Source organism: Cellulomonas sp. P5_E12 (genome assembly GCF_054049315.1).
Map to the genome: position 1 here is coordinate 49,654 of NZ_JBFUMP010000009.1, position 24,549 is coordinate 74,202.

The window sequence follows — 24,549 nt, forward strand, 5'->3', positions numbered from 1 at the left end:
CCGTCACTCGTGCGCGACGAGGAACTGTGTGTACGCCGGCACCGTGAGGAACGTCGGGAAGTCCTCCGCGAGTGCGACCTGCCGGAACAGGTCTGCCGCGTCGTCGTAGCGGTCGCCGACCGCCCGCGGCACCTCGGCCAGGACCTCCTTCAGCACCTGCTCGACCCGCGCGGCGTCGATCCGCGTGCCCTCGGCCGTGACCACCTCCTGGTGCACCCACTGCCACACCTGCGACCGCGAGATCTCGGCCGTCGCGGCGTCCTCCATGAGGTGGTCGATGGCGACCGCGCCGATGCCCCGCAGCCACGCCTCGAGGTACCGGACGCCCACCGACACGTTGCCGCGCAGCCCGCCGTCGGTGACCGCCCCGGGCTCGCCGCCCCCGGCAGACGGGATGTCCAGCAGGTCCGCGGCGGTGACGTGCACCTCCGACCGGAGTCGGTCACGCTGGTCGATCCGGTCGCCCAGGGCCTCGTCGAACACCGCGCGCGCCACCGGGACGAGGTCGGGGTGCGCCACCCAGGTGCCGTCGTACCCCTGGCCCGCCTCCCTCTGCTTGTCCGTACGCACCTGGTCGAGAGCTGTGGCTGTGACCTCCGGGTCGCGGCGGTCGGGAATGAACGCGCTCATGCCGCCGATGGCCTGCGCGCCCCGCTTGTGGCAGGTGGCCACGAGCAGCTCGGTGTACGCCTTCATGAACGGGACGGTCATGGTCACGCTGCCCCGGTCGGGCAGGACGAAGCGCGGTCCGCGAGCGCGGAAGTTCTTGATGACGCTGAAGATGTAGTCCCAGCGACCGGCGTTGAGTCCCGCGCAGTGGTCGCGCAGCTCGTAGAGGATCTCCTCCATCTCGAAGGCGGCCGTGATGGTCTCGATGAGGACCGTCGCGCGGATCGTGCCGTAGCGCAGGCCCAGGTACGTCTCGGTGAACCGGAAGACCTCGTCCCACAGCCGCGCCTCCAGGTGCCCCTCGAGCTTCGGCAGGTAGAGGTAGGGGCCGCGGCCGGAGTCGATGAGGGCCTGCGCGTTGTGGAACAGGTAGAGCCCGGCGTCGACCAGGCTTGCCGACGCCGCGCAGACCTGCCCCGCGCGGTCCGTGAACTCGAGGTGCTTCTCGGTCAGGTGCCAGCCGCGGGGCCGGAACACGATCGTCGGCCTGGTCGCCCCGACGCGGTACTCCTTGCCCTCGGGCGACGTGAAGTCGATCTGCCCGCGGATGGCGTCGAACAGCGAGTGCTGGCCGCCGATGACGTTGGCCCAGGTCGGACTGGTGGCGTCCTCCATGTCCGCGAGCCAGACCTTGGCGCCGCTGTTCAGCGCGTTGATCGTCATCTTGCGGTCGGTGGGGCCGGTGATCTCGACGCGGCGGTCCTCCAGGCCCGGGCCGGGGCCGGCCACGCGCCAGCCGGGGTCGGCCCGGATGCCCGCGGTCAGCGGGAGGAAGTCGGGGTCGGCGCCGTTGCTGATCCGGGTCCGGCGGTGCTGGCGGCCCAGCAGGAGGTCGTGACGTCGGCCCGAGAACCGGACGTGCAGGTCGGTGAGGAAGTCGATCGCCTGGGACGTGAGGATCTGGTCGGACCCGGCGACGGTGGGTCCTTTCTGCTGCAGACCGGGCCGGATCATGGGCGGGGGCAGGGTGATGGTCATGGCGGTGCTCCTGGGTGTTGGTGTCGGCCGGATCGTCGACGGCGCCCGGTGCGCGCGACGGCGCCCGGTGGATCGGGGGCCATCGGCGCGACGTGGCGCCGTCGGCGCCGGCGGCGGTCAGTGGGTGAACTGGGCGGTTTCCGTCGAGCCGGCGAGCGCGAGGGTGGCGCTCGCGGGGCTGATCGCGGTGGCGACCCGGTCGAAGTAGCCGGTGCCGACCTCGCGCTGGTGGCGCGTGGCGGTGTAGCCGTCGGCCTCGGAGGCGATCTCGGCCTCCTGCAGCTCCACGTACGCGCTCATGCCGCGCTCGGCGTAGCCGCGGGCGAGCGAGAACATCGAGTGGTTGAGGGCGTGGAACCCGGCCAGGGTGATGAACTGGAAGACGTACCCGTGACCGGCCAGCTCCCGCTGGAAGCGCGCGATCTGCCGGTCGTCCAGCTGCGAGCGCCAGTGGAACGACGGCGAGCAGTTGTACGCCAGGAGCTTGCCCGGGAAGCGGTCGTGGATCCGCTCGGCGAACTCGATCGCCAGCGCGGCGTCCGGCGTCGACGTCTCCACCCAGATCAGGTCCGAGTGCGGCGCGTACGCCTCGGCGCGCGCCACGACCGGGTCGAGGCCGGGGCGCACGCGGTAGTAGCCCTCGGCCGTGCGCTCGCCCGTGAGGAACGGCTCGTCGCGGGGGTCGACGCCGGACGTCAGCAGGTCAGCACCGAGGGCGTCGGTGCGGGCGACGACGACCGTCGGCACCCCCGCGACGTCGGCAGCGAGCCGCGCCGCGGACAGGGTCCGCACGTGCTGCGACGTCGGCACCAGCACCTTGCCGCCCAGGTGACCGCACTTCTTCTCGGCCGCGAGCTGGTCTTCCCAGTGCACGCCCGCCGCACCTGCGGAGATCATCGAGTGCATGAGCTCGTAGGCGTTGAGCGGGCCGCCGAAGCCGGCCTCGGCGTCGGCGATGATCGGCGCAAGCCACTCCCGAGTCCGACGGCCGTTCTCGGCGAACTCGATCTGGTCGGCGCGCATTAGCGCGTTGTTGATTCGGCGCACGACGGACGGCACGGAGTTCGCCGGGTACAGCGACTGGTCCGGGTAGGTCTGGCCCGAGAGGTTGGCGTCGGCGGCCACCTGCCAGCCCGACAGGTAGATGGCCTCGAGCCCGGCACGCACCTGCTGGACGGCCTGGTTGCCGGTCAGCGCCCCCAGCGCCGGCAGGAGCGTGCGGGAGTGCAGCAGCTCCCAGAGCCGCTCGGCCCCCCTGCGGGCGAGCGTGCTCTCCTCGCGGACGGATCCGCGGAGGGCGACGACGTCCTCGGCCGTGTGGGAGCGGCGGACGCCTGCCCAGCGCGGGTCGAGGTCCCAGCTCGCCGCGAGCTCGGCCGCGGTCTGCGTCTGGTCGCCGTGCCTGGTGGTGCTCATGGTGTCCTCCGTCATCGGGGCGTTCTTCTCGGCCCTCCGGCCTGACCTCGACTTTCCTCGTCGCACGGCGGTTCTTCCCCGACGAAGCGCGCAGAAGATCGGCATTCCTTCTCCTGGACAGAAGCGTGAGCGCCAGGCGATGGTGGACGGCATGACGACGACGGCCAACGGCGGCCTCGACACGCTGGTGCTGGGACGACGGATCCGGCACCTGCGCACGGGCCGGAACATGACCCTCGACGACCTGGGCCAGGCCATCGGTCGCGCGCCCTCGCAGGTCTCGATGCTGGAGAACGGTCACCGCGAGCCCAAGCTCTCGCTGCTGGCGCAGGTGGCGGAGGCGCTCGACGTCCCGCTGTCGGAGCTGCTGCGCACCGAGCCGCCGACGCGGCGGGCGGCCCTGGAGGTCGAGCTCGAGCGGGCGCAGCGCGGCCCGCTCTTCGCGTCGCTGGGCGTCTCGCCCGTGAAGGTCGGCCGCTCCCTGCCCGCCGACGCCCTCGAGGCGCTGGTCCGCCTGCAGGCCGAGATCCAACGCCTGCTCACCGAGAACGCGGCGACGCCCGAGGAGGCCCGGCGCGCCAACGCCGAGCTGCGGATACGCATGCGCGCGCAGGACAACTACTTCCCGGAGCTCGAGGACCACGCCCGCCGCCTGCTCGCCGCGATCGACCACCCCGGCGGCCCCCTGTCGCAGCGGGCCACGGCTGACATCGCCGCGCACCTGGGCTTCGCGCTGCACTACGTGCCGGACCTGCCGCACTCCACCCGGTCGGTTACCGACCTGGCGAACGGCCGCATCTACCTGCCGCAGGGCAACCCCGGCACCAGCGACGCCCGCTCACCGCTGCTGCAGGCCATCGCCAGCCACGTGCTGGGCCACGCCGAGCCCAAGGACTACGGCGACTTCCTGCGCCAGCGCGTCGAGGCGAACTACCTGGCCGCGGCGCTGATGCTCCCCGAGGACGGCGCCGTGCCGTTCCTGCAGGAGGCGAAGGCCGAGCGCCGGCTGTCCGTGGAGGACCTTCGCGACGCCTTCGCGGTGCCCTACGAGACGGCCGCGCACCGGTTCACCAACCTGGCGACACGCCACCTCGGCATCCCCGTGCACTTCATGAAGGTCCACGAGGGCGGCACGCTGCACAAGGCCTACGAGAACGACGGCGTGAAGTTCCCCGCGGACGCGCTGGGCGCCATCGAGGGCCAGCCGGTCTGCCGGCAGTGGACCGCCCGCGTGGTGTTCACGCTGCCCGACCGGTTCACTCCGTACTACCAGTACACCGACACGTCGTCGGGCACGTACTGGTGCACGTCCCGCGTGCAGCCGTCGTCGCAGGGCGCGTTCTCGGTGTCCGTGGGGGTGCCGTTCGCGCACGTGCGCTGGTTCCGCGGCCGCGAGACCACCGAGAGGGCGGCGTCGAAGTGCCCGGACCCGATGTGCTGCCGGCAGCCCCCGACCGACCTCGCCGAGCGCTGGTCGGACAAGTCATGGCCGAGCGCCCGCCCGCACGCGTCCATGCTCGCGGCGCTCCCCGTGGGGGTGTTCCCCGGCGTGGACACGACCGAGGTCTACCGGTTCCTGGACCGGCACGCGCCCCAGCAGTGAGTCGAGCTCACGCCGCCGCGGTCGAATGGACGCCGACACGCTCCGCCGCCCACTGCGCGACCTCGGCCGGGAAGAGGTCGCCCGGGAGCCCCGGGATCGTCGCCCACACCGTCGTGCCGTACTCGGCGTTCGCCCACATGATCGCGTCGTGGAGCATCTCGTCCTGGTCCGCGGCGTCCTCGACGGGGAATCGTCGGGCCTTCGACACGTGCGAGACGTCCGCGACGGTCCAGCCCGGCGCTCGCCAGTCGCGGGCGGTCGCCTTGGTGCGATGGGCGAGGTAGACGCCGGCACCCACACCCGCGGCCTTGGCCTTGGTGACCAGGTGCCAGGAGTTGACCAGACCGACGTCAAGGAGCGCGTCGTGCGCCGTGCCCATGCTGAACCTCCGAGTGCGATGTCCGTCCGGCGCCCCTCGCGCCTTTTCCAGCATGGCGGACCCGAACGGCCGCCGCGGAGGGCCGAAGTCCCAGAGAGGGCGTCGGCAGCCAGCCACACACCTGCGCGACGCCAGCCCTAGATAGCCGCTCTCCGGCGCGTGCGCAGTACCTTCCGCGCGCCGTGAACCCATCGACGTGGCCCAGTCACGACCGACTGCATTCCCCGCCCGCCGCGTGCGGACCGCGCGAAGCCGGTAGCGTGCCGGACGAACCAGGCAGTCCGCGGCAAGGGGGACGGGTGAGCGGATTCTCGGTCGACCTGACCGCACTGAGCAACGCGACGCAGGCGATCCTCGACACGATGGACCAGATGGCGACGACGAAGGTCGCGGACCTCCAGCCGGCGGGGTCGTCGGTCGGGCACGACGGGCTCGCGGACCGGCTCGGTGAGTTCTGCCGGCGCTGGAACATCGGCGTCGAGAACCTCGAGAAGGACGTCAACGCGGTCGTCGGCCAGCTCGTCGACACCGTGCGGGCGTACAGCGGCACGGACGAGGCCGAGGCGGCGAACTTTGGCGGCGTCATCGGCAGCTCCACCGGCGCGGACCCGGGCGCCTGATGGCGGGGCCACTGGAGCTCGGTCAGACCACCGACCCGGTCGCGCTCGTCCCCGGTTCGGTGGCCGAGCTGGCGGACCTGGTGTGGAAGCTGCGCGCGTACGGCGACTCGCTGATCGAGGCCGGCGAGGGCCTGCGCCGGATCAGCACGGGCGACGGCTGGAGCGGTGAGGCCGCCGACCGGTTCCACGACACCTACCGCGCCCAGCCGAAGAAGTGGCTCGAGGGCGGCGACTCGTTCCACGAGGCGGCGGACGCCCTCGACCGGTACGCGTCGACGTTGTCGTGGGCCCAGGACCAGGCCGTCGAGGCGATCCGGCAGTACGCGAAGGGCGAGCAGCAGACGACGACCGCGACGAACGAGCACAACGCGCGCGTCGACGACTACAACCGCGTCGCCCGATCGGGCGGCACGCCCACGCCCGTCCCTGCCTTCCACGACCCCGGCGACGCCACGCGCACCGCCGCGCGCGAGCTTCTGGAACGAGCCCGCGACCAGCTGCGGGACGCCGGCGACAGCGCCGAGCGGACAGTGTCCACGGCACGCGACCGTGCGCCCGAGGAGCCCGGCTTCTGGGACAAGGTCGGCTCCGCGCTCGGCGACGCCGGCGAGTGGGTGCTGCACGGCGTCGAGGACATCGGCATCGGGGTGGTCAACGGGCTGGCGTCGTACGGCAACGCGGTGATCCACAACCCCGGCGACACCGCGATGATGCTGGGCGGCCTGCTGCTCATGGGCATCAGCGGCGTCGGAGAGGGCGGCGGCCTGGCGCTCGACGCGACCGGCGTCGGAGCCATCGCGGGCGTGCCCCTGAACATCGTCTCTGCGGCGGGACTGGCGGCCGGCGCTACTGCTGCCGGCGCGGGTGCCCTGTCGCTGGCGAACCACGCCGCCAACGAGAACCGTGTGGAGCCGCTGGAGTCCCGGGCAGAAGAGCCGTCGCCCGGCTCGCAGGGGCAGTCGGGCACCAAGACCGACCGGCTCAAGGAGCACCTGACCGATCGCGACCTGGACGCGGCGCGACGCGAGCTCGACGGCGAGGTCGTCGCGACGAAGTCCGGCGGTCAGCCGTGGGACCACGTCGGTGAGGTGCGCGACGCCCAGCGTGGGCTGGTCAACCGGATCGAGCAGCTCAAGCGCATGCTGGGCGACTCGCGACTGTCGGAGGGCGCGAAGGCCGACGCGCAGTCCGAGCTCTCCGAGGCCAGCCGCCTGCTGGACTACTCCCGCAACTTCGTGCCCCGCCCGTGAGAGAGGACGTCCGATGACCGAGGTGCCCCCGGAGATCGTCGCCCTCGGCGCGCGCACGCTCGACGAGGTCGACCCGCCGGCGTGGGGGCCTGCGCCCGAGGACGCGAGCAGCCTGGTCCGACGCGTGCACGCTCTGCGCACCGTGCCGCTCACCGCGCTCGGCATCGACGACCTGCGCGTGCTCATCGCCCAGGACGTCGCCCGGGAGACGCTGGTCCCGCTCGCCGTGGGGATGCTGCGCTACCGGCCGCTGCTCGAGGGCGACTTCTATCCCGGCGACCTGCTCCTGGCCGTCCTCCGCGTCCCCGAGTCCCACTGGTCGGCCCACCCCGAGCAGCTCGCCGCCCTGCAGGAAGGCCTCGCCCGGCTCGACCCCGAGGACCCGGACTACCCGGTCTTCGACGACGACGAGTTCGAGACAGCAGTGGCGCGAGCGCGCTCCTGGTGACGCCCTAGGCGACGGCCGACCGGCTCCGCTCGTCGAGCTGGGCGATCGCCGCCGCGAGCCCGAGCCGCGCGGCGAGCACGTCGACCCGCGCGAGGCCCTCGCGCCCGTAGGCGCGGTGGGCGGCGACCAGCGCCGGCAGGAGGTCGGGGTGCGGGACCGGCACGGTGGCCTCGAGCAGGGTCTCGGTGCCGTCGGTGACGACGTACGAGATGGCGGGCCCGAACTCGTCGGCGGGGCCGACGCGGAAGCGCACCGGTCCGACCTCGACCGGCGCGGGGAGGGCCTGGCCGCGCACGTGCCCCACCTCGAGCAGCCTGCGGATCGCGGAGGCACCGTCGGCGTCGAGGCCCGCTGAGGCGTCCAGCGAGTCCAGGTCCGCGAGCACGACGCACGCCTCCGTGGGGGCGTCGGACCCGGGGTGCCAGGAGGCGTCGACCTCGAGGGCCAGGAAGCCACCGCTCACCGAGAAGGCGTCCCGGATCAGCGCGGCACGCTCGTCGGCGGACAGGCCGCGCATGGGGTGGCGACGGGTGGTGCCGGTCGAGCCGCACGAGCACGAGAGAGTGATCATGCGACCAGGGTGCACGCGACCACTGACAGACGGTGGGACGACGCGCTGCCTAGAGGTGTCCCGCCGCCCCGCCCGCGCCGCCGATCTTCCCGGCGTTCAGCGCGCCGCGGGTCACGCGCGCGGCCAGCGGCGAGGTCCGCGCGGAACCACCCGCGGCGACGTGGTCCGCCTGGGCCCGCAGGTCAGCGGCGACACGCGTGCCGCCCGCGGCCTCGTGAGAGACGACCGCGTCGGCGAGCAGCCGGAGCAGCTCCGCCGGCAGCGACCGCTCGACGTAGTCGCTCAGGAGCAGGACCTGGACGAAGACAGCCCGCCCGCCCCGCGGCTGCGCGGCGAGCAGCAGGCCGCCGGCGCGGTTGGTCACCAGCCGGACGTTCGTCGTCGGCCCGAGGGCCACCCGGCGACGCAGGAACCAGAGCCGCGAGCTCTCGACCGCGCCCTCGGTGACGTCGAGCGAGCGGGTGTCCGAGACGGCGAACGCGACCCCGAGCGCGAGCAGCACCAGCACGACCGCGGCCGCCCACCGGTTCTGCGGCTGCGTGACCGCCAGGTATGCCACGACTGCGAGGGTCACGACGACCGTCGACCCCAGCCAGACCATTGCCGAGCGCGAGGTCAGCCGCGGGATCCGCACCGTCCCGGTCATCGCGTCGCCCGAGCCCTCGCGACCACCAGCGCCACGTCCCCGCGCAGCCGGGACTCGAGCGCCTCGCGCGTGCTGGGCGTGGCGACGAGCGCGTCACCGGAACCCTCGTGCGCCTCGACCACCCACGCGCCCGACGGACCGGTGAACAGGCCGAGCAGCGGCGCGTGGTCGTCGCCGGCCCAGCGGATCACGACGTCGGAGCGCAGCAGCGCGGTGCCGAGACGCTCGGCGATCTCGAGCGGCGGCTCGGTCGCACCCGGGTCCAGCTCGATCGGCTCGCCCGACCCGTCGCCGGTCTCCGGGTGCACGACGGCGCCGACAACCAGCGCCGGGAGCTCGTCGGCCGTCGCCAGCGCGAACCGGTGCATGCCGTCCAGGCCGACCTCCTCGAGCAGCGCGACCTCCTCGACGACGTGGGCGTACCAGAAGTCCTGGTGGGCGACGCTCGTGCGCGCCACCGCGACGACCGCCGAGGCCGCGGCGCGCAGCGTGACGATGGAGAGCACGTCCTGCCGCACCTGGAGCTCGACCCCGGGCTCGCCGATCGCGTCCACGCGGGCCTGCGGGGTGGGCGGGTCGACGATGCCGCGCGCGACGAGCCCGCGGTAGGCGGTGCGCAGGGCGACCTCACGCTCGGCGGCGTCGAAGCCTTCGGCGAACGGCGTCACGACGAGACCACCGTCGCCCGCCAGGATCGCCAGCTCCTCGTCGGTCAGCACGGCCACGGGAACGGTCGTCGGGTCGGTCATGCGCTCGCTCTCGGGGAGTTGTCGGACGGAGGGGGTCACAGGAAGCCCAGCGACACCACGTGCAGCGCGCCCTTGCCCACGTCGGCGACGGCGTCCCCGGCGTCCTCCAGCCGGTCGCCGGCCCACTCCGTGGCGTCCGAGACGGCACCGGTCGTCGCGTTCCAAGCCGCCGAGGCGCCGTCGGCGATGTGCCCGCCCACCGACTGGAAGAAGTCGCCGATCGCCTCGCGGTTGTCGTACACGAGGTTGCCCAGGCTCCACGCGCCGTACGCGAGCACGGCCGCGCCCGCGATGCCGAGGCCGACCGGGCCCAGCGCGATGAGCCCCGCGCCGGACGCCAGCAGCGCCCCCGCGCCGAGTGCGCCGGCCGCGCCGAACCCCCGCGTGGCCCAGCCCCGGCCGCCCTCGTAGCCACCGCCGGTGACCGCGTCGATGCCACCGGTCAGGACCGTGAGCGGAAGGAACACCTTGCCGACGGCGGTCGCTGCCTTGGCCCCGACGACGAACCGGAGGATGCCGCCGTTGGTGGCGCCGTTCGAGAAGATGTCGAGCATCTCGTCGGCCTTGGCGAAGTTCTTCACCATCGTGCCGTAGTCGGTGATCGGCGCGAACGACGCCTTGAGGAACGCCAGGTAGGCGCTGCCCTTCGTCGCCGTCCCGATGCCCTTCTTGATCATCATCGCGAGCGCCACGCCGCCGGCCCCGACGCTACCGAGCGAGCCCAGGAGGTCGTGGCTGTCCAGGGCCCGCTGCAGGTAGGCCTGCACGGCGGACTCGAGCGTCTGCGGGACGTCGACCTTGGCCAGGCTCTCGGCCACGTGCTGGTCGGCGACCGCGACGACGGCCAGCGCCGTGCCGATCTGCGCGGCGTGGTCCTGCGCGGCGCTGTTCAGCTTGCGCTGCTCGGCGTCGCGCGCCGCCGCCGCGCCGTTGGGGTCGCCCGGCTCCGTCATCACCGGCGGAAGGGTCCGCGGGGTGACCGCGCCGTTCGGGGCAACGGTGAAGCCCTCGCCCTGGACGGACGCCACGGTGGACAGCAGCGCGCTGCGTGCTGCGCCGAGGTCGGAGGAGCCGGTCTGGAGCGCGGCGCGCGCGTGCTCGAGCGCGTCCGCGAGCGCGAAGCCCGTCGTCGCCTCCTTGGCCATCCGGTCCGCGGCGGCATCCGCGGCGGTGCCGTGCCAGACCGCGGTGAGCCTGGAGACCGCCGCCTTCGCGGCCTTGACCTCGGCGTCGACGGCCTCGTGCGCCTTGCCGACGCCGATCGCCGCCTCGGCCAGCGCCTCGGGCCGCCAGGCGCGGACGGCGTCGATCGTGAGGGTGGTCGTCACCGGGCCTGACCCATCGCCCCGAACCGTCGCTGCACGCCGGCGTCGGTGCGCCGGTAGGACTCGGCGGTCCCGCGGGCGCTCGCCGACATCCCCCGCACCCGGTCGCCCATGACCTGGACGGCCGCACCTACCCGCGTGGAGACCCAGACGGCGGCCTCGGCCGTCTGCGTGCCCGGCAGGGCATCGGCGATCGGGCCGAACGGTCCTGCCACGTCGGCGGCCTGCAGGCCGGCGGCGGCGGACTCGAGCTCGCCGGCGGCGGTGTCGAGTGCGGCGATGTCCACGGTGACGCTCATGCAGGGATCCTCTCGTCCGACGACGTCTACTGCAGGCCGAGCTTGGCGATCCGCTCGAGGCCGCCGGCGACCTTGGCGGCGAGCGGTGAGGACTGTACGGGACCGCCGTCGTTCTGCAGGTAGCGGACCTGCGCCTGGAGCAGGGCGAGCGCCTGGTCGGCACCGGACGGTCGGCGGCGGTCCACCTCGGTGATCAGCGCGCGGAGGAGCTCGATCGACTGGCCCACCGCCGCGTTGCCCGTCACCTCGAGCAGCGGCACCGCGGCAGAGCGCCACCCGTTCGCCCGCTCGACCACGAGGTCGACGCCGTTCTTGCGGCCCGAGACGTCGACCCGCGCGCGACCGTCGACGACGACGGGCTTGTGGCGCCACGACCTGGCGGCCGGCGTGAGCAGACCGGTCGCCACGTCCCAGCGAGCCGCCTCCACCCCGCCGGCGGCGGGATCGAGCGCCGGGAAGACGAGCACACCCTGCTGACCGTTCTCGACCACGGCGTCCTCCTGCATCCTTCGCACCACCGGCAGCTGCCCAAGGAGACTAGCGGTCAGAACGCCAGGAACTGGTGCACGAAGGCGATCGCCATGCCCCCTTCGCCCACCCCGGCGGCCACGCGCTTGACGGAGCCGGACCGCACGTCGCCCGCGGCGAAGACGCCCGGCACCGTGGTCTCGAGGGCGAAAGGCTCCCGGTCCTGCGCCCACCCGCCGGACGCCCGGGCGGCCGGACCGGTCAGCACGTAGCCGTGGTCGTCGCGGGCCACCTGCTGCGGAAGCCAGGCGGTGACGGCGTCGGCGCCGATCATCACGAACAGGACCTCGACGTGCCGCGTGACGACCGCGCCGGTGCGCCGGTCGACGACCTCGATCTGCTCGAGGTCGTCCTGCCCGTGCAGCGCCACCACCTCGGAGCGGGTCTGGACGGTGATTCGCCCGTTCGAGCCGAGCTGCTCGATCAGGTACTGGGACATGCTCGCGGCCAGCGACTCGCCGCGCACGACCATCGTCACGCTGCGCGCGTGGCGGGAGAAGAACAGGGCGGCCTGGCCAGCGGAGTTCCCGGCGCCGATGATGACGACGTCCTGGCCGTGCGCGAGACCCGCGTCGCTGCGGGCTGCTCCGTAGTACACGCCCTTGCCGACGAAGCGGTCGACGGCCTCGAGCTCGACGTGCCGCCACTCGACCCCGGACGTCAGCAGGACCACCTGGGCCCCGATCCGGGCGCCACCGTCGAGCGTCAGCGAACGCGTCCCGGGATCGAGGGACTCGACCTGCCGGGTCACCACGATCTCTGCGCCGAGCCGCTTCGCCTGCCGCAGGGCCTTGCTGGCGAGCTCGTCGCCGGAGACCCCGAAGGGGAACCCCGTGTAGTTCTCGATCCGGGTCGAGGTGCCCGCCTGGCCGCCCGGCGCGAACTTCTCGACGAGCAGCGTGCGCAGCCCCTCGGCCGCGCCGTTCACCGCCGCCGTGAGCCCGGTCGGTCCGCCGCCGACGATGACGACGTCGTACTCGTCGCGCGCCGGGGCCACCGCGAGCCCGCCCGCGAGCGCGACCTCGCGCATGGTCGGCTCCACCAGCCTGCTGCCGTTCGCGAGCTCGACCACGACGGCCGCGTCGGGCGTGTTCACCGTGTCGAACGAGATGCGGTTCCGATGCAGGAAGGTCCGCACCTCGTGCACGCGCGGATCGACCAGCGGACCGAAGACCACCATGTCGGGCGTGGGCTTCTCGGACGCGAGCTCCTTGAGCCCCTCCATCCGGCCCTGGGCCAGCGCGCCCACGGTCGCGACCACCTGCGGGGCCATGGCCGCGAGCGTGAAGAACGTCCCGACGTCCACCTTGAGCACCCGCGACGGCTCGACCGCCACGCAGCTGGCCGGCATGGCCATGCTGAGCATCACTGGCACCTCGCCGTACAGCTCGCCCGGGCCGCGCGGGCCGATCACCCGCTCTGCCCCGTTGACCTCCTTGGTCAGGTCGACCCGCCCTTCGACCACGACGAACAGCGCGCGCTCGTCGCCCTCGTGGACCGCGTACTCACCGGGCAGCAGCGCGATGTCCTCGACCGCCCGGGCGAGGAAGGTGAGCTGGTCGGACGTGAGGTCGGCGAAGAGCGGGACGGCGGACAGCTCGGCAGCGCTGATCACGTGGCCTCGTGCGCCTCCGCTACCGCGTCTCGGCCGGGACGGTCGCCGTCCCGCAGGCACCGCAGTAGGGATCGTCCTCAGCCACGTGGTAGCGGGGGCAGCTCTCGTTCGGGCAGGTCCGGGTCTGCCGCCCGACCGCGGCGGGGGCGTTCTTGGGAGGCATCGGCATCGTGTAGATCGGGCCGATCACCTGGGCAGAGCCTGCCGGTGGGACGCGCAGGACCGTCCAGGTGGTCGCCTTGCCGCAGACCGCGCAGGTCTTCCCGGTCTGGACCCGGCCCTCCGCGGAGCAGGCCGGGTTGGTGCACCGCAGGGCGACGTTGGCCATCGGATCCCTCAGCTCTCAGCGTCGATGTGACTCGGCCAGGCTATCCGTCAGACGCCTGGCGGCGGGCCCGGACGATCAGGGGCACCCCGACCCCGGCGCCGATGACGAGGAGGGCGAGCAGCCACCAGACCCATGCCGGCGTCCCACCCTCGTCGGCCTCGACGGCGTCGTCGGCCGACGKGGACGGAGACGGAGTGACCGTCGCTGTCGGGGTCGGCGTGGGCGTCGGGGTGGGCGTAGGGGTCGGCGTCGGGGTGGGCGTCGGCTCCGGTGCGGGCGTCGTCGGTGCGGGCTCCGGGGCGACGGCCGTCTCGCTCGGCTCGCTCGTCGGCACCGGCGCGGGCTCCTCGGTGATCGTCGGCTCCGGCGTGGGGGCCGGCGGCTCCGACGGTTCGGGGACGACCGGCAGCGTGACCGTGGGGGTGGGGAGCGACGGGATGGTGACGGTGGGCGTGGGGGTCGGCCGCGCCGGACGCGTGAAGGTCGGCGTCGGAAGCGCTGGCACCGTGACGGTCGCGGTCGGCGTGATGTCCGGCCGGTCGATCGCGTCGCATGATGCCAGCAGGAGCATCGTCAGCACGACGCCGATCACGCTCGCCGGACGGACGACCTTCTTCGGTGCGGTCATGCCACGCCCTCTCGGCTCACTCAGTCCGGCGACACTCGACGCCGCGGCTGCCGGCGCCGGAGCGCGGAACTGCCTGGGGCCGAAGGTATCTATCCGGAACGCCGCTGAAAAGGACCCAGCACCTGCGGGTTTGTCCGACGCTAGCGAGGCGCGACCGGCTGCCGCAGGATCGTCCGACGCTTCTCGGGGGCGACCCGGCGGACGTCGCTCAGGTAGATCTCGTGATGGGTGCCGACCATCCGCAACCCGTTCTCGGGGATGAACTCGTGGTGCATGCGGGCGAGCACGGCGGCCTCGTCGTCGAACGAGCCGACGTGCAGCGTCTGCACGCACCGCCCCTCGGACAGGGTCGCCAGGCGGAGGTCGCCCAGCCGAGCCGGGCGCTCCTTGGCGCCGACGCGCTCGATCGCGTCCGTGACCATCTCCGGGCCGATCCAGTCCGGGACCAGCACCATCAGCGTCCAGTCCCACCGCGACTTGTCCCGCGCCGAGGTGAATGCCTCCATGTCGTCGGCCCACCACAGCCCCTCGAGGGGCGGCACGACGTAGTCGCGCCCGAGCTCGCGCTTGCTCGCGAACTTCACGGTGTAGGCCACGGGATAGAGCGTCTCGACCGCCTCGACGAACGCCGGCGACGTGTTGGGGTCACCCCGTCCGTCGACCATCAGGTACTGCAGGTCCGGCACGTCCAGGAGCCGGAACCGGCCGCGTCGCGCCTGGTAGGCGTCGAGGCTCTTCTTGACGTCGGTCTTCTCGTCCATCACCCTCGATGATCCTCGGTCACCACGACGAACGGCACGCCCGGGCCGGGCCTACGCCCGGTAGCCCTGCGTGAACCGGGACGACGCCAGACCGAGCAGGTCGGCGTCCGGCACGAGCGGAGCGACGTCCGGGTCGTCCAGCAGCTCGACACTCGCGCGCAGCCGGATGTCCCGAGACGACGCGCCGACGTCGATCTCGAACGCGCCACCCTCGCGACGCCACGCGCCGAACCGGCCGTCCCCGCGGTCCGCCGCGACGTCCCAGTACGCGAAGTCGCGGTTGGTCAGGGTGAACGCCACGCGCGCGATCTCGCCCGGCGCGAGCGCGACCTTCTCGAAGCCCCGCAGCTCGCGCACGGGCCGACGGACGGCGGCGTCGGGATCGCCGACGTAGAGCTGCACGACCTCGCGGCCGGCGGTCGTCCCCGTGTTCGTCACGGTGCAGGACACGGAGACAGTGCCGGCCTCGGCGTCGGTGATCTCCACCTGCAGGTCCGAGTAGGCGAACGTGGTGTAGGACAGCCCGTGGCCGAACGGGTAGCGGACGGCCCGGCGCAGCGCGTCGTACCAGCGGTAGCCGATGAACACGCCCTCGCCGTAGAGCACGGTCCCGCGCTCGCCGGTCCAGGTGACGTAGCCGGGCGAGTCTTCCAGCGCGAGGGGGAACGTCTCGGGCACCTTGCCGGACGGGTTCACGCGCCCGAGCAGGACGTCGACGACGGCGCCGGCACCGGCCTGGCCCGGGAGCCACGCCTCGACGATCGCGTCGACGCGGTCGTGCCAGGGGTCCATGGTCACGGGCGCACCGCTGGAGAGGACCACGACGAGGGCCGCCCCTGTGCGCTCCCGGAGGTCGGCGAGCCGGCCGAGCAGTGCCACGTGGTCGTTCGGCAGAGCGAGCGTCGTGCGGTCGTCGGCCTCCTGCTCGAACGCCAGCGGCAGCCCGACGAACACGACGATCACCTCCGCGTGCGCCGCCACGGCAACGGCCTCGTCGGCGAGCCGCACGGCCTCCTCCGAGAGCGGCCCGGCGGCCACGCGCTCGGCGGCCGCGGCGAGGCGCAGCGCCTCCGCGAGCGCGGCCGACCGGCGCGCGGGTCCGGTGCCGTCGTCGACGAACGTCGAGCCGTGCGCGTCGAGGTAGGCGCGGATGTCGTMCTGGTAGGCGTTCTTGGGCGTGTGCACGTACCCGGGGGCGTAGTCGACGCGGTCGCCGAGCTCGGCCCGGAACAGGTCGAGCGCGTGGTCGACGCGGGTCGGGTCGACGCCCGAGGACCCGCCGCCCTGGATCCGGGCGTGCTCCGCGAACGCCCCGACGACCGCGATCCGCCCGCCACGCTCGACGGACAGGGGCAGCGCGGCGCCGCCCCCGGCCGTCCGCGGCTCGTTGCGGAGCAACGTCACGCACCCCGCGGCGGCCTCGCGGGCCAGCTCGTGGTGCTGGTCGGCGCGCAGGTGGGCGAGCTGCTCCGCGGTGAGCCGGTCGCCCGGTGCCACGCCGAGGTCCATGATCGGCCCGTTCACCAGGTTCGCGCCCGGATAGGCGCGGGCGACGAGCCGCAGGACGCGGCGGGCGGCCTCGTCGACGACCCCTTCGTCGAGCTCGCCGGACCGGACGGCGGCCACGACCTCGGCGTCGGTGACGCCGCCCGTGCCCGGCATCTCGAGGTCGAGGCCTGCGACCAGCGCCTTCACGCGGTGGTGGACCGCGTTCCAGTCGGAGACCACGAGGCCGTCGTAGCCCCACTCGTCCCGCAGCACCTCGGTGAGCAGCCAGCGGTTCTCGGAGGCGTGCACGCCGTGCAGGCGGTTGTACGAGCACATGACCGACCACGGGTCGGCGTTCTTCACGACCCGCTCGAACGCAGGCAGGTAGATCTCGCGCAGCGTCCGCTCGTCGGCCTCGACCGAGATGCGGGTGCGCTCGATCTCCTGGTTGTTCGCCGCGAAGTGCTTGAGCGACGTGCCGACGCCCACCGACTGGACGCCCTCGACGTAGGCCGACCCGAGCTCGCCGGACAGCAGCGGGTCCTCCGAGAAGTACTCGAAGTTGCGGCCGCACAGCGGCGAGCGCTTCATGTTCACGCCCGGGCCGAGCACGACCTGCACGCCCTCCGCGCGGGCCTCCTCGCCGATCGCCCGTGCGACCCGTCGCACCAGGTCACGGTCCCACGACGCGCCCATCGCGGACGCGGTCGGGAAGCCGGTCGCGGGCACCCACACCATGTCGACGCCGGTCTCCTTGCGCAGCCCGTGCGGACCGTCGCCCACCTCGATCGCCGGCACCTCGACACCGTCGGCGGGGCGGTCGATGGTCTCGGTGTACCAGTCGTCGTGCCCGGACAGCAGGCCGGCCTTCTCCTCGAGAGTGAGGGCGGCGAGCACGGCGTCGACGTCGAACGGAGCGGGGTTCATGGTGCTTCCTCGGGTCTGGGGGTGAGTCGGGTGCGGGGCTGGCGCGGGCGGCCTCGGGCCGTCAGGTCATGAGGAAGTCGTCGGGGTGGTCGTCCCGGACACGCGCGACAAGGTCCGGGCCGATGGCGACCCCGCCCTCGGCGAGGGCGTCGAGCACGACTCCGCACAGCGGGGACGCTGTGGCGACGACGACCCGTGCCGCGGGCGCGACGCGGGCGAGCTCCGCGGTGAGCGCGTCGCGCATCGCCGGGTGCTCGGACGTCGCCACGGAGCCGTTGAGCAGGACGGGCAGCTCGCCGGACGCAAGGTCGACGCCGACGCGCCGGGCGCACCACTGCGCGTACCGGACGAGCGCCTGCGCCTGCTGCCGGACGATGCCGAGCGCGACGTCGTCGCCGGCTTCGGCCGCGGCGAGCACGACCCTCGATGCCTTCCAGAGGTCGCTCACGGGCCGGGCGCCGAGCCGACGCGTGAACGTGTGCCGCAGCTCCCAGCCGTCCGGGACGCCGTAGAGCTCGGTCATCGCCGCCGTCAGCGACGTCGCCGGCCCGATGCCCATCCAGGCACGGACCACCGCAGCGAGCGCGGCGTTGCCGAGCCCGCCGCCGCCGAGATCGTCGAACACGAAGAAGCCGGAGCACTCCTCGCGCCCGTCCTTCGACCGCGCGGCGACCGCCGGACCGGTGCCCACGCAGATCGACACCGCGACGCCGGACCCGTCGAGCAGCCGGAGCGACGCGAACCCGTCGTTCTTGATGCTCCACCGACCCATGTCGCCGAACCGCTCGCGCAGGTGCCCGTCCCAGAGCACCGCGTCCTCGGGGTAGTCGACCCCGGCCAGCCGGAACGCCGCCGACACGACGTCCGCCGCCACGGCCCGGGCGTCCGCCAGCGCCGCGTCGACCGCGGTGAACACCGCGTCCAGCGCCTCGGGGATGCTGTCCGCGCCGTAGATGTCGCCGCGTCCTCCGCGACCCCGGCCCAGCACGGTTCCCTCGCCGTCGACGACGAGGGCGACCGTCTTGGAGTTGCCGGCGTCGACCGCRAGATGGACCGGTCGGCGCGCGTGGTCGGCGGTGGTCACTTGAGCAGACGCTCCGGCAGGTAGGCGCGGTGCGCGTAGGCCATCTCGTCGTAGAGCTCCTCGGCGACCCGCAACGTCGGCACCATCGGGTTCGCGGCCAGCGCGCGGATGCCGTCCGCACGCGTGCCCCGCCATGCCGCCTCGGCCGCGAGGTACTGGAACTCGGCGAGCTCCTGCACCAGCCCGCGCACCGCGTGCGGCAACGGCTTCTGCGGCACCGGCGTGACGCCCTTGCCGTCGACGTCGCACCACATCTCGACGACGACGTCGTCGTCGAACCCGGGCAGTGCGCCGCCCGTGTTCGGCAGGTTCACGGGCAGGCGAGCGGGCGCGTCGTTGTAGTAGGCGCTCATCACGTCGATCGCGAGCTCGAGCTCGTGGATGCCGCCGCGCGAGCGCTTCGGGTCGAGGTCCGGCACCTCGACGCGCGACTGCTCCTCGTAGTGGTCCCAGTAGCCGGGCAGCGCGGCGAGCAGGTCCTCCGCGCGGGTGGTGCGCTTGCCCTGCAGCTCGCGCAGGACCTCCTCGCGGAAGTAGTAGTACTGGAAGTAGTCGGCCGGCACCGAGCGCATCGTCACGGCCAGCTGCAGCATCCGCTTGGAGTGGATGTCGAGCGTCGGGTCGTCCTTGCGGGCCTCCCACGCGGCGTCGAGCAGCGGCATGAGGTCCTGGCCCTCGTACGTGTGCTCCGTGGACCAGCAGTTGTGGTTGACGCCCGCCATGACGATGTCGGCCTTCTCGGCGTCGAGGCCCGCGGCGCGCAGCACCGTCTTCGGGAACACGATCGGGCCCTCGCACATCGACCAGATGGTGCGGTCGGTGAACCGCGTGACCGCCTGGGACACGATGTTGACGGGGTTCGTGTAGTTGAAGATCACCGCGTTCGGGGCCACGGCGTCGAGGTCCTTGATGATGTCCTCGTAGATGTGGATCGAGCGCAGGGACATGAAGAACCCGCCCGGCCCCTGGGTCTCCTGGCCGATCACGCCGTGCTTGAGCGGGATCCGCTCGTCCAGCGCGCGGGCGGCGAAGTCGCCGGGACGGAAGCTCGCGAGGACCGCGTCCGCGTCCGTCAGGGCGGCGCGTCGGTCCGTCGTCGACGAGATGGTGATGTCGAGGCCCTCAGCCTTGGCAATCTTCGTCGCGATCGTCTCGACGGCACGCAGGCGGTCCGGGTTGACGTCCTGGATGACGACCTCGGACCCGTCGAACTTCTCGCCGTGCGACAGGAAGGACGCCATGGTCCCCGCGCCGCGAGACGACCCGCCGCCGATGTACACGAGCTTGATGCCTGCCATGGTGATGAGTTCCTTCTTCTTGTGGGTACGTGCGGAGTTCGTGTCCGGCGTCCGGACGGCTACCGGCCTGCGGCGGCGAGGTCGGCGATGAATGTGGGGTTCTCGCACTCCACCGCGATCGTGGCCGGCCAGTCCGGCTCGTACGCGTCGGCGGCGGCGATCCGGGCGTAGGCGTCGCGCTTGTGCTCACCGCACACGATCATCACCACCGCCCGCGAGCCGGCGGCGATGGTGTCGACGCCCACGGTCACGCCGTGCGTCGGCACCATGTCGAGCCGCTCGAAGTCGGGGAACGTCGACATGTTGTCGCGGCGGGTCGCCTCGCCGAGCGGCGTGACGTGAGCGCGTGCGTCCCGGGGCGTGCCTGGCTGGTTGAACGCGATGTGCCCGTCGGAAGCGCCGGTGGCGAGCAGGAACACGTCGATGCCGCCGGCGGCCTCGATCCGCGCGTCGTAGCGCGCGGGGTCGGCCGGGTCCGGCATCCAGATCTCCGTGGGAGGTACGGTGCCCGCCCGCTCGCAGGCGGCGGCGATCGGGCCGAGGATCTGCCGCTGCGCGAACCCGAGGCACGAGTGCGGCAGCTCCGGGTCCACGCGGTGCAGCGCACCGTCGTCACCGGGCACGACGTACTCGTCCATCATCACGACGACGAGCCGCGACAGGTCCGCGCCCTGCTCCGCGCGGTCGGCCAGCGCCCGGTAGGTAGGGCTCCCGGTGCGGCCGCCGGGGCAGCCGAGGAGGAACTGGGGGCCGCTGGACGCGGCCATGCGCTCGAGGACCAGGTCGGCGACGGCGTCGCCGACGGCGTCCGCGTCCGAGAGGACGATGGGATGTAGAGACACGACTCCCCCTGGGAGGTGCTGGGTGGGGACGGAAGGGCGGGTGCGGCTCACTCCTTGATCGCGCCCGCGAGCATTCCGGAGATGAACTTGCGCTGGAAGATCACGTAGAGGATCAGCACGGGCGCGGCGACGATCAGGCCGCCGGCGGCCATGAGGTTGATCTCCGTGACGTACTTCCCCTGGAACACGCCCAGGGCCACGGTGGCCGTCTGGTTCGCGCCGTGCAGGAACACCAACGACAGGAAGTAGTCGTTCCAGGTCCACATGAAGCTGAGCAGGATCAGCGTGTAGATCGCCGGCTTGGCCATCGGGGCCGCCATCGACCGGAGCATCCGGAGCGGGCCGGCCCCGTCGATCTCGGCGGACTCGAACATGGCGCGTGGGAGCGCCCGGAACGCGGCGCGCATCCAGAAGATGCCGAACGGCACGCCCATCCCCAGGTGGATCAGGATGATCCCGGGGATCGAGTTGGTGAGGTGCAGCGTCCTGAACTGGTAGTACAGCGGGACGATGATCGCCTCGAGCGAGATCATCATGCCGAGCAGGATGAGCGGGAACAGGACCTTGCCGCCCGCCACGCCCAGCACTCCGAACGCGTACCCGCCGAGCAGCGCGAGCAGCACCTGACCTGCGACGACGCAGACGGCGATGATCATCGAGACGGTCATGGCGCGGGCGAAGCCCGCGTTCTCCCACGCCGTGGCGAAGTTGCCCAGCTGGAGCTGCGAGAGCGGGACGGCCTTGCCCGAACGGTCCGGGCTGAGCGCCGCGAGGATGAACGTCACGACGGGGAACAGCACGACCAGGGCCATGGCGCTCAGGACGACGTAGTTGACGGTGCGTTCCGTCTTCGAGATCACGGTCAGTCCCTCTCAGCGACGCGGGTGATGACGATGGCGACAGCCAGGCACAGAACAGCCATGACGACACCGATCGCCGCCGCGAGCCCGACCTGCGGGTTCTGGAACGCGGCCTTGTACAAGGCGACGGCCGGCGTCAGGGTCGATGTCCCCGGGCCTCCGTGCGTGGTGACCCAGACGAGGTCGAAGGTTCTGAGCGCCGCCGTGATGGTCAGCGTGAGCGCGACGGCGATCTGCCCGCGCAGGCCCGGCAGGGTGACCGCGAAGAACTCGCGGATCGCACCGGCGCCGTCCATCCGCGCCGCCTCATAGAGCTCGGGGGCGATTGCGGAGGTGCCGGAGATGAACAGCACCATGCAGAAACCGAAGGTCACCCAGGTGCCGATGAGCCCCAGCGCGGGCAGGGCCCACATGAAGTCGCCGAGCCATGTCCGGGTGAGGGCGTCGAGCCCCACGGCGCGCAGTGCCTGGTTGAGCGGACCGTCCGGCGCGTAGATCCGCTTGAAGACGAGGGCGACGACGACCGTCGTCAGCACCTGCGGCAGGAAGAAGATCCACCGGTACACGGCCATGCCGGGCTGCTTCGCCCGGGTGAGCAGCGCCGCGGAGAACAGTCCGAGGACGATGGGAAGCACCGCGAAGAAGCCGATGAGCACCACCACGTGCCCGAGCGTCGAGCGCAGGACCGGGTCGGTCACGAACGTGACGTAGTTCTGGATCCCGACCCAGGTCGGGGTGCTGACGCCGTCCCACTTGTAGAACGAGTACTGCACGGACTGCGCGAGCGGGACGAGCACGACGAGTGCGTACACCCCGAGCGGGAGCGCGGCGAAAGCGAGGCCGACCCACCGGGCCCGGCGCCGCGGGGAGCGGCGCCGGACCGGTGCGGGGCGGGTCGCGCGGCCGTCGCGTGCCGTGGCCGGCGAACCGACCGCGGGGTCGATGATGGGACGCGCGGGGACCGACACGATCAGCCCTGCGAAGCCAGGAATGCGTCGCGGTCGGCGTCGACGGCCGCGGTGAACTCCTCCGCGGTCATCTTCCCGGCGTAGACGAGCTGGATGTTCTGGCTGATGGTGTCGAGCATGGTCGGGCTGGACCAGTCGAAGTAGGGCACGTAGCCGTCGTCGGTGTCGAGCGTCGCGGCGCCGGCGGACTCACCGGTGAGGCTGAGCGAGTCCGCGGGGACCTTGACGTCCGGCGACAGCGCCGGCACGAGACCGAGGTCCGCAGCGACCTGACCGGTCTCGGGCGACATCAGGTAGTCGAGGAACGCGGCCGCGACGTCCGGGTTCTTGGACTTCGACGAGATCACCATGGCACCCGGGGCGGCACCGACGCCGACCGCGGTGTCGGCACCCTGCTGGGGCAGCTGCACGTAGCCGAAGTGCGCCTGCTGCTCGGCCGAGAGGCCCAGCGACCCGGTGTACTCCCAGCGGAAGAGACCCTGGCCACCGACGAAGTCGGCGACGGCCGTCTGGTAGTCGATGCCCTCGAAGTCCTGGGGGAACCAGCCCGCGTCGGCCCACTTCTTGACGGTCTCGACAGCCTCGGTCATTCCGACGTCGGACGCCTTCACCGACGGGTCGTCGTAGATGTAGTCGTTGAGCTTGTCCTTGTCGGCGAGCAGCGCCTGGACGCCCAGCAGCACCGAGGTCGAGCCGTCGAGGCTCCCGTACTCGAACGGCACCTCGCCGGCGGCCTTGGCGGCGGTCGCCGCCGCCTCGACGTCCTCGAGCGACGTCGGGACCTCGAGCCCGAGCTCCTTGAGCTTGTCGGCGTTGTAGTACAGGCCGATCAGCGACGTGCGTGCCATCGGCGTCGAGAACCAGGAACCGTCACCCATGGTGGCGAAGTCCTTCGTGAACTTGTTCTGCCGGGCGATCGTCGTGGGAACCGTGGTGTCCCAGTCGTAGGCGTCGGCGTACGAGTCGAGGTTGAGCACCAGCCCGCCCTTGGCGAGCGTGCCCAGCGACTGCCAGCCGTTGTTCGCGGTCGCGATGTCGGGGCCGTTCTCGTCCTGGAGCTGGAGGTTCAGCGTCGAGTTGAGCTGACCCCAGTCCTCGGTCGTGCGGTCGATCGTGACGTTCGGGTACTTCTTCTCGAAGCCGGCGATCGACTGGTCGATCCAGTCGCCCTCGGCCGAGCCCCAGAAGTCCGTCAGCTTGATGGTCACGTCACCAGCGGAGGCGACGTCGGTCGAGACCGCCGCGGTCGACTCGTCGTTCGTCGCGGTGGAGCCGCCCGGGGCGCACCCCGTCATGCCCAGCGCGACAGCGGTCGCGATCGCGGCGAAGGTCGCCACTCGTGCTCGATGCAAGCTCATTGATCACTCCGTCGTGTTCAGGGCCGGTCTCTGTGAGCGGGGGCGCTCACTCCCTCGTGGCCCGCTGTACGGACACTAGACGAGAATGGACCAGTTAGTCCAGTCAAGACCAGTTGGCCCATCTGGCATGCCCAGCGTGAAGAACTGGTATGTTTTCCGCCGTGACCACTGCCACCGCCTCCGACCAGGCCTACGAGCGCCTCGTCCATGGCCTCACCGTCGGCCGCTACGCCGCTGGATCCCGCCTGCCCGGCGAGCGCGACCTGGCCGTGGAGCTCGGCGTCAGCCGCGCCACCCTGCGCCTTGCCCTCGGTCGGCTCGAGAGCGAGGGCCTGCTGCAGCGCTCGGCGCAGCGCGGCTGGTTCGTGCCACGGCCGGTGATCGGTGAGCCCCCGAGCACGCTGCAGTCCTTCACGGAGATGGCGCGCGCCCGCGGCCTGCGTCCCACGGCTCGCGTCATGCACCGCGCGGTCCGGCCCGCGACCATGGACGAGGCCCAGAAGCTCCGGATCGCACCGGCCGCGCCGGTCATCGAGATCTCCCGGCTGCGCGGCATGGACGGCACGCCGGTCTGCTACGACGTCGTCGTGCTCCCCGAGCATCGCGCCGCCGGCATGGCCACCGCGGACCTCGAGGACGCCTCGCTCTACGAGACGCTGCGCGCCGTGGCCGGCATCGAGATCCACCGCAGCGCCTACACGCTGACGGCCGCGGTCGCGGACGCCGAGCTCGCCCGGCTGCTGGGCATGAGCGTCGGCGCGCCGGTCCTGGTCGGCGACGAGGTCGCGTACATGTCCGACGGCACACCGGTCCTGGCCGGCTCCAACAACTATCGCGGCGACGCCTACCGCTTCCAGGCCGACCTGTTCCGTCGCGCCTGACCGGCTGGCTCCGCGGAGCTCCTGCGCGAG

Annotated in this window: 25 protein-coding genes; 5 read left to right on the forward strand and 20 right to left on the reverse strand. The window is 72.4% G+C overall.

Features of this window, described 5'->3' with window-relative positions; translation table 11 throughout:
* Positions 1-3: 3 nt before the first annotated feature.
* Both aceB and aceA read right to left on the reverse strand, forming a co-directional pair.
* Complete coding sequence (aceB, locus tag ACXJKA_RS09590; protein ID WP_456824968.1) at positions 4-1,647, reverse strand: malate synthase A; 1,644 nt, start codon at positions 1,645-1,647, stop codon at positions 4-6.
* A 117-nt stretch (positions 1,648-1,764) separates the two neighbouring features.
* Positions 1,765-3,063, reverse strand: coding sequence for an isocitrate lyase (gene aceA, locus ACXJKA_RS09595; RefSeq protein ID WP_456824969.1), 1,299 nt, complete (start codon positions 3,061-3,063; stop codon positions 1,765-1,767).
* 139 nt (positions 3,064-3,202) lie between these two features.
* On the opposite strand from aceA, the gene ACXJKA_RS09600 reads away from it, so the two are divergent.
* Complete coding sequence (locus ACXJKA_RS09600; protein WP_456825059.1) at positions 3,203-4,666, forward strand: helix-turn-helix domain-containing protein; 1,464 nt, start codon at positions 3,203-3,205, stop codon at positions 4,664-4,666.
* A gap of 7 nt (positions 4,667-4,673) precedes the next feature.
* Here the strand turns inward: ACXJKA_RS09600 and ACXJKA_RS09605 are convergent, their stop codons facing one another.
* Positions 4,674-5,045 (reverse strand): hypothetical protein, encoded by a 372-nt coding sequence (locus ACXJKA_RS09605; RefSeq protein WP_456824970.1) that lies wholly within the window; start codon positions 5,043-5,045, stop codon positions 4,674-4,676.
* 299 nt (positions 5,046-5,344) lie between these two features.
* Here ACXJKA_RS09605 and ACXJKA_RS09610 point away from each other — a divergent pair, with 299 nt between their 5' ends.
* Genes ACXJKA_RS09610 through ACXJKA_RS09620 form a run of 3 tightly spaced genes read left to right on the forward strand, consistent with a single transcriptional unit; the run spans position 5,345 to position 7,363 of the window.
* On the forward strand, positions 5,345-5,665 hold the full coding sequence (locus ACXJKA_RS09610) for a hypothetical protein (protein WP_456824971.1): 321 nt from the start codon (positions 5,345-5,347) through the stop codon (positions 5,663-5,665).
* Positions 5,665-6,915: a putative T7SS-secreted protein gene (locus tag ACXJKA_RS09615; protein ID WP_456824972.1), complete on the forward strand. Its 1,251-nt coding sequence runs from the start codon at positions 5,665-5,667 to the stop codon at positions 6,913-6,915. Before ACXJKA_RS09610 ends, ACXJKA_RS09615 begins: the two co-directional genes overlap by 1 nt.
* Positions 6,916-6,928: 13 nt before the next feature.
* Positions 6,929-7,363, forward strand: a complete 435-nt coding sequence (locus tag ACXJKA_RS09620) for a contact-dependent growth inhibition system immunity protein (RefSeq protein WP_456824973.1) — start codon at positions 6,929-6,931, stop codon at positions 7,361-7,363.
* 4 nt (positions 7,364-7,367) lie between these two features.
* Here the strand turns inward: ACXJKA_RS09620 and ACXJKA_RS09625 are convergent, their stop codons facing one another.
* From ACXJKA_RS09625 to ACXJKA_RS09705, 17 genes are all read right to left on the reverse strand, one after another.
* A complete protein-coding gene (locus ACXJKA_RS09625; protein ID WP_456824974.1) occupies positions 7,368-7,934 on the reverse strand; it encodes a hypothetical protein in 567 nt (188 codons plus the stop codon).
* A gap of 49 nt (positions 7,935-7,983) precedes the next feature.
* A complete protein-coding gene (locus tag ACXJKA_RS09630; protein ID WP_456824975.1) occupies positions 7,984-8,580 on the reverse strand; it encodes a hypothetical protein in 597 nt (198 codons plus the stop codon).
* On the reverse strand, positions 8,577-9,329 hold the full coding sequence (locus ACXJKA_RS09635) for a hypothetical protein (RefSeq protein WP_456824976.1): 753 nt from the start codon (positions 9,327-9,329) through the stop codon (positions 8,577-8,579). The genes ACXJKA_RS09630 and ACXJKA_RS09635 overlap by 4 nt, the downstream gene beginning before the upstream one ends.
* 35 nt (positions 9,330-9,364) lie before the next feature.
* The gene (locus tag ACXJKA_RS09640) at positions 9,365-10,657 is read right to left on the reverse strand and encodes a hypothetical protein (RefSeq protein WP_456824977.1); all 1,293 of its coding nucleotides are present in this window, start codon (positions 10,655-10,657) and stop codon (positions 9,365-9,367) included.
* Positions 10,654-10,953: a hypothetical protein gene (locus ACXJKA_RS09645; protein WP_456824978.1), complete on the reverse strand. Its 300-nt coding sequence runs from the start codon at positions 10,951-10,953 to the stop codon at positions 10,654-10,656. Before ACXJKA_RS09645 ends, ACXJKA_RS09640 begins: the two co-directional genes overlap by 4 nt.
* A gap of 26 nt (positions 10,954-10,979) precedes the next feature.
* Complete coding sequence (locus ACXJKA_RS09650) at positions 10,980-11,459, reverse strand: hypothetical protein (protein WP_456824979.1); 480 nt, start codon at positions 11,457-11,459, stop codon at positions 10,980-10,982.
* Positions 11,460-11,497: 38 nt separating this feature from the next.
* Positions 11,498-13,096 (reverse strand): FAD-dependent oxidoreductase, encoded by a 1,599-nt coding sequence (locus tag ACXJKA_RS09655; protein WP_456824980.1) that lies wholly within the window; start codon positions 13,094-13,096, stop codon positions 11,498-11,500.
* A 19-nt stretch (positions 13,097-13,115) separates the two neighbouring features.
* A complete protein-coding gene (locus ACXJKA_RS09660; RefSeq protein WP_456824981.1) occupies positions 13,116-13,424 on the reverse strand; it encodes a hypothetical protein in 309 nt (102 codons plus the stop codon).
* A gap of 40 nt (positions 13,425-13,464) precedes the next feature.
* Entirely contained in the window at positions 13,465-14,052 is a 588-nt protein-coding gene (locus tag ACXJKA_RS09665; RefSeq protein WP_456824982.1) for a hypothetical protein, read from the reverse strand.
* Positions 14,053-14,192: 140 nt separating this feature from the next.
* On the reverse strand, positions 14,193-14,813 hold the full coding sequence (locus ACXJKA_RS09670) for a GyrI-like domain-containing protein (protein ID WP_456824983.1): 621 nt from the start codon (positions 14,811-14,813) through the stop codon (positions 14,193-14,195).
* A 51-nt stretch (positions 14,814-14,864) separates the two neighbouring features.
* Complete coding sequence (locus tag ACXJKA_RS09675; RefSeq protein WP_456824984.1) at positions 14,865-17,228, reverse strand: beta-glucosidase; 2,364 nt, start codon at positions 17,226-17,228, stop codon at positions 14,865-14,867.
* 61 nt (positions 17,229-17,289) lie between these two features.
* Positions 17,290-18,312, reverse strand: a complete 1,023-nt coding sequence (locus ACXJKA_RS09680; protein WP_456824985.1) for a BadF/BadG/BcrA/BcrD ATPase family protein — start codon at positions 18,310-18,312, stop codon at positions 17,290-17,292.
* Positions 18,309-19,610 (reverse strand): family 4 glycosyl hydrolase, encoded by a 1,302-nt coding sequence (locus tag ACXJKA_RS09685; protein WP_456824986.1) that lies wholly within the window; start codon positions 19,608-19,610, stop codon positions 18,309-18,311. Before ACXJKA_RS09685 ends, ACXJKA_RS09680 begins: the two co-directional genes overlap by 4 nt.
* A 59-nt stretch (positions 19,611-19,669) precedes the next feature.
* Positions 19,670-20,452 carry a 6-phosphogluconolactonase gene (locus ACXJKA_RS09690; RefSeq protein ID WP_456824987.1) on the reverse strand — a complete coding sequence of 261 codons (783 nt, stop codon included), beginning with the start codon at positions 20,450-20,452 and terminating at the stop codon, positions 19,670-19,672.
* A gap of 47 nt (positions 20,453-20,499) precedes the next feature.
* Positions 20,500-21,312: a carbohydrate ABC transporter permease gene (locus tag ACXJKA_RS09695; RefSeq protein ID WP_456824988.1), complete on the reverse strand. Its 813-nt coding sequence runs from the start codon at positions 21,310-21,312 to the stop codon at positions 20,500-20,502.
* 2 nt (positions 21,313-21,314) lie between these two features.
* Positions 21,315-22,280 (reverse strand): carbohydrate ABC transporter permease, encoded by a 966-nt coding sequence (locus ACXJKA_RS09700; RefSeq protein WP_456824989.1) that lies wholly within the window; start codon positions 22,278-22,280, stop codon positions 21,315-21,317.
* Between the two features lie 2 nt (positions 22,281-22,282).
* Complete coding sequence (locus tag ACXJKA_RS09705; protein ID WP_456824990.1) at positions 22,283-23,638, reverse strand: ABC transporter substrate-binding protein; 1,356 nt, start codon at positions 23,636-23,638, stop codon at positions 22,283-22,285.
* A gap of 161 nt (positions 23,639-23,799) precedes the next feature.
* On the opposite strand from ACXJKA_RS09705, the gene ACXJKA_RS09710 reads away from it, so the two are divergent.
* Positions 23,800-24,519: a GntR family transcriptional regulator gene (locus ACXJKA_RS09710; protein WP_456824991.1), complete on the forward strand. Its 720-nt coding sequence runs from the start codon at positions 23,800-23,802 to the stop codon at positions 24,517-24,519.
* The last annotated feature ends 30 nt before the right edge of the window (positions 24,520-24,549 follow it).